This is a genomic window from Pseudomonas sp. SDO5532_S415 (assembly GCF_054071155.1).
Window position 1 is genome coordinate 1 of sequence record NZ_JBSVWS010000286.1, and the last position, 4,277, is coordinate 4,277.

General features: G+C 62.3%; 5 protein-coding genes. 1 reads left to right on the forward strand and 4 read right to left on the reverse strand.

Annotation, left to right across the window (positions count from 1 at the left end; genetic code table 11):
• Window positions 1-130: 130 nt before the first annotated feature.
• The 4 genes from ACW9HW_RS29165 to ACW9HW_RS29180 are packed head-to-tail and all read right to left on the reverse strand — an operon-like array spanning window position 131 to window position 3,121.
• Entirely contained in the window at window positions 131-421 is a 291-nt protein-coding gene (locus ACW9HW_RS29165; RefSeq protein WP_095192769.1) for a (2Fe-2S)-binding protein, read from the reverse strand.
• Between the two features lie 7 nt (window positions 422-428).
• A complete protein-coding gene (locus ACW9HW_RS29170; RefSeq protein WP_457402777.1) occupies window positions 429-1,223 on the reverse strand; it encodes an ABC transporter permease in 795 nt (264 codons plus the stop codon).
• A gap of 6 nt (window positions 1,224-1,229) precedes the next feature.
• Entirely contained in the window at window positions 1,230-2,099 is an 870-nt protein-coding gene (locus ACW9HW_RS29175) for an ABC transporter permease (protein WP_137806664.1), read from the reverse strand.
• Window positions 2,096-3,121: an ABC transporter ATP-binding protein gene (locus ACW9HW_RS29180; protein ID WP_457402779.1), complete on the reverse strand. Its 1,026-nt coding sequence runs from the start codon at window positions 3,119-3,121 to the stop codon at window positions 2,096-2,098. The genes ACW9HW_RS29175 and ACW9HW_RS29180 overlap by 4 nt, the downstream gene beginning before the upstream one ends.
• Before the next feature lie 246 nt (window positions 3,122-3,367).
• Between ACW9HW_RS29180 and ACW9HW_RS29185 the strand changes: the two genes are divergently transcribed.
• Window positions 3,368-4,204 carry an IclR family transcriptional regulator gene (locus ACW9HW_RS29185; RefSeq protein WP_457402781.1) on the forward strand — a complete coding sequence of 279 codons (837 nt, stop codon included), beginning with the start codon at window positions 3,368-3,370 and terminating at the stop codon, window positions 4,202-4,204.
• Window positions 4,205-4,277 lie beyond the last annotated feature (73 nt).

The following is a 4,277-nucleotide window of genomic DNA, read 5'->3' on the forward strand; positions in this document are numbered from 1 at the left end:
AGATCCCCTGTGGGAGCGGGCTTGCTCGCGAAGACGGCGGCAGATGCACCAGAGATGGAGGCTGACAGACTGTTTTCGCGAGCAGGCTCGCTCCCACAGGGGATTGGGTTTCTGCAGATGGAATGGGTGTTCATATCACTCGTCCTGGTTCGCGGTTGATGTGCTGCCCGGCTTCAAGCAAGGTCGAACACGCACGCACCCGGCGACCATCGCCCAGCCGCACCCAACAGTCCTGGCAGGCGCCCATCAGGCAGAAACCGGCGCGGGGTTCGGCGCTGAAGTCGCTGCCGCGCAGGTGTTCGCTTAAGGTCAGTACTGCCGTCAGCACGGTGTCGCCGAGCAGGCCGCTGGCCGGTTGGCCGTCGAGGGTAAAGTCCAGGGCCGGGCGATCGCCTTCGGCCAGTCGTTTCAGCAGAGCCATGGCGCCCTCATTGTTTGCCCACCAGAACCCGATCCAGGCCATAGACCCGGTCGAGCAGAATCATGGTCAGCGCGGTCAGCGCAATGACCAGCGCCGACACCGCCGCCATCATCGGATCGATGGATTCGGTGGCGTAGACGTACATGCGCACCGGCAAGGTTTGGGTGGCCGGCGAGGTGACGAAGATCGACAGGGTGACCTCGTCGAAACTGTTGATGAACGCCAGCAACCACCCGCCGGCGACCCCCGGCAGAATCATCGGCAAGGTGATCTGGCGGAACAGCGTGAAGCGCCCGGCACCCAAGGATTGCGCGGCGTGTTCGGCGCTGCGGTCCAGACCAATGGCCGAGGCCAGCACCAACCGCAGTACATACGGAGTGATCACCAGCACATGGGCGAAGATCAGCCAGGCGAAGCTGCCGTTGACCCCCATCAGCGCAAACAAACGCAGCAACGCCACCCCCAGTACCAGGTGCGGAATGATGATCGGTGACAGAAACAGCCCGTTGAGAAAGTCCCGGCCGGGAAACTCGAAGCGGGTGATCGCCAGCGCCGCTGGCACCGCAATCAGCGTCGCCAGCGAGGCCGCACTGAACGCCAGGATCAGGCTGTTGTAGAACGCATCGACAAAGTCGGCGCGTTCGAACACAGCCCGGAACCAGCGCAGGGAAAACTCCGTGGTCGGCAGGCTCAGGGTGTTCTCCGGGGTGAAGGCCACCAGGCACACCACCACCAGCGGTGCGAGCATGAACAATACCATCAGGGTGTGAAACAGCAGGGCGAGAGGACCGTTCCTGGACATGACGAATTATCCCAATGACTTCTTGTAGCGGCCTTCGATCATGCGATTCCACGACAGCATGATCAGCAGGTTGATGAGCAGCAGGGCCACGGCGATCGCCGCGCCCATTGGCCAGTTGAGTTCCGACAGGTACTGGTCGTAGATCAGCGTGGCGACCATCTTCAGGCGGCGTCCGCCGAGCAGGCCGGGAATGGCGAAGGAGCTGGCGGCAAGGCCGAACACGATCAAGGTGCCGGACAAGATGCCGGGCATGACTTGAGGCAACACCACTTTGCGAATCACCGTGAAATGGCTGGCGCCCAGTGACAGCGCGGCGTGTTCGGCGGCCGGGTCAAGTTTTTGCAGCGAGGTCCAGACCGGGATGATCATGAACGGCAGCATCACGTGAACCAGCGCAATCACCACCGCGAACGGCGTGTAGAGCAGCTTCATCGGCGAGCCGCCGAAGGCTTGCAGGGTCTGGTTGACCAGGCCGTCGGCGCCGAGCAGCAGGCTCCAGCCGAAGGCGCGCACCACCACCGAAATCAGCAGCGGGGTGAGGATCAGGATCAGGAAAATCGAGCGCCACGGGGTACCCATACGGCTGAGGATGTAGGCCTCGGGCACGCCGATCAGCACGCAAAGCAGAGTGGTCAGTGCGCTGATCCACAGGGTTCGCAGAAAGATCTCGTAGAAATACGGATCGCCCAACAGACTGCCGTAGTGGTCAACGGTGTAGGCGTCCCCGTTGATCCCCGAGCTGTAGTCGAAAACGTTGAACGACAACACCAGGGTCAGCGCCAGCGGGATCACCAACAGCCCGAGGTACAAGGCCAGGGCCGGTGCCGACAGCCAGTAACCCTGGCGCCCCTGGCGGATGGCGGCGAGCGTACTCATGCCGTCACCTCGTCGGCAGTCAGCACCCGCAAAAGCGCCGTGTCCCAATCCAGACCCACCGCCGTGCCTTCATTCAGCGGCGCCGAGCCGTCGTTGCGGCGCACCACGCACAGCTCGCCCAGGGTCGTCGACACGCCGTACAGCCATTGACTGCCAAGAAAGAAGCGGCTGCTGACCTTGCCTTGCAGACGCCCGTGGCCTGCGTCGCGCAGATCGATTTTTTCCGGACGCAGGCTCAGAGTCAGCTCGCCATCGCCACGGCTGCACACCTGAACCACGCCAGCGCTGTCGCGTTCACCGGGCAGCAGATTGGCCTTGCCGACGAATCCGGAAATAAATTCGGTGCGCGGGTGTTCGTAGAGGGTGTAAGGCGCGTCGATCTGGGTGATGCGCCCGGCCTGCATCACCACCACGCGGTCGCTGATGGACAGTGCTTCGGACTGGTCGTGGGTGACCATCAGCGTGGTGATGCCGACTTCACGCTGGATGCGGCGGATTTCGAACTGCATCTCTTCGCGCAGGTTGGCGTCGAGGTTGGACAGCGGCTCATCGAGCAACAACACCGGCGGCTGGATCACCAGCGCCCGGGCCAGGGCAACACGCTGACGCTGGCCGCCGGAAAGCTCCCGTGGGTAACGCTCGGCGTGCTGGTGCAGGCGTACCAGTTTCAGCACTCGCTCGACTCGCTGCTGGAGCTCGGCATTTGGCACCTTGCGCATGCGCAGGCCGAAGGCGACGTTGTCCTTGACGGTCATGTGCGGGAACAGCGCGTAGCTCTGGAATACCACGCCCAGGCCACGGCTGGCGGGTTTGGCGTGGGTGATGTCGCGACCGTCGAGCACGATGCGCCCGCTGGTGACTTCGACGAAGCCGGCGATCATTTGCAGGGTGGTGGTTTTACCGCATCCGGAGGGTCCGAGCAGGGAAACGAATTCGCCTTTCTCCACCGAGAGGTCGGTGGCGACCACGGCGTCGATTTCACCGTAGCGTTTGCCGAGTTTTTCAAGTTGCACAAAAGCCATGACTGCGCCTCCACCTGAGATTGTTATGCGTCGCCCGAAGGCGCGCTTTTTTGTATGGGCAGATACGAAAGGGTGTTGCCGGGGTGCGTTGGCGCTCGACTTGAGTCGGCTGCCGTTGTTGTTCGAATCGCCCCTGTATGGACGCAGATTAGGACGAAGACTAGGATGGGCTCAATGGCCTATTTCACTGAATCGACCACTATTTTCAGTTTCATTCGGTGAGTAAATTAAATAGCGAGAAAACTCATGTCATATTCCATTGAGCGGAATGAAAACAAAAATGAAGTCGGTGTGGGCGCTGTCTCAAGGCTGTTTGCGGTGTTGCGGGCGCTGGGCGATACCGTCGAAGGCGGCGAACGCGTGACGCAACTGGCGCAGCACATCGGCTTGTCGCAACCGACCACTCACCGCTTGCTGCGCAGCCTGATGGACGAGGGCATGGTCGAACAGGATGCGCGCAGCAAACGCTATCGGCTGAGCCTGGATTTTTTCGCCCTGGCTGCCCGCGCAGGCAACAGCGGCAACCTGCGCGAACTGGTGCGCCCGGCATTGCTGCGGCTGTCAGCGTCGTTGGGCGATTCGCTGTTCCTGCTGGCGCGTAGCGGCTTCGATGCGATTTGCCTGGACCGCAGTGAAGGACCGTTTCCGATCCGCACCTTCACCGGTGATATCGGTGGCCGAGTGGCACTGGGTGTGGGGCAGGGTAGCCTGGCGATTCTGGCGTTTCTGCCGGAGGAGGAACGCGACACGGTGATTCACTACAACTTGCCGCGGCTCAAGGATTTCCATCTGTACGACGAGGTGTTCCTGCGTTCGGAAGTCGAGAACGTGCGCAAGCTCGGCTACGCCGGGCGCAACACCGGTGTGCTGCAGGGCATGGCCGGGGTGGCGGTGCCGATTCTCGATCGTGAGGGGCGGGCGGTGGCGGCGTTGAGCGTGGCGACGGTAAGCGATCGCCTGGGACCGGATCGCCTGCCGACGGTGGTGGACATGCTCAAGCGCGAAGCGGCGTTGATCGGGCCGAGGATCAATCCGTTTGATCCATTGCTGCGGCGACCTTCGCAAGTGTTCGGACAGACCTGAAGTTTGCGCAGACCCCTGTGGGAGCGAGCCTGCTCGCGAAGACGGCGGCACATGCAGCAGAGATGGAGGCTGA

Excerpts from the sequence above, each read along its gene's own strand:
- ACW9HW_RS29165 (WP_095192769.1), bottom strand. The coding sequence starts at position 421 with ATGGCTCTGCTGAAACGACTGGCCGAAGGCGATCGCCCGGCCCTGGAC.
- ACW9HW_RS29170 (WP_457402777.1), bottom strand. The coding sequence starts at position 1,223 with ATGTCCAGGAACGGTCCTCTCGCCCTGCTGTTTCACACCCTGATGGTA.
- ACW9HW_RS29175 (WP_137806664.1), bottom strand. The coding sequence starts at position 2,099 with ATGAGTACGCTCGCCGCCATCCGCCAGGGGCGCCAGGGTTACTGGCTG.
- ACW9HW_RS29180 (WP_457402779.1), bottom strand. The coding sequence starts at position 3,121 with ATGGCTTTTGTGCAACTTGAAAAACTCGGCAAACGCTACGGTGAAATC.
- ACW9HW_RS29185 (WP_457402781.1), top strand. The coding sequence starts at position 3,368 with ATGTCATATTCCATTGAGCGGAATGAAAACAAAAATGAAGTCGGTGTG.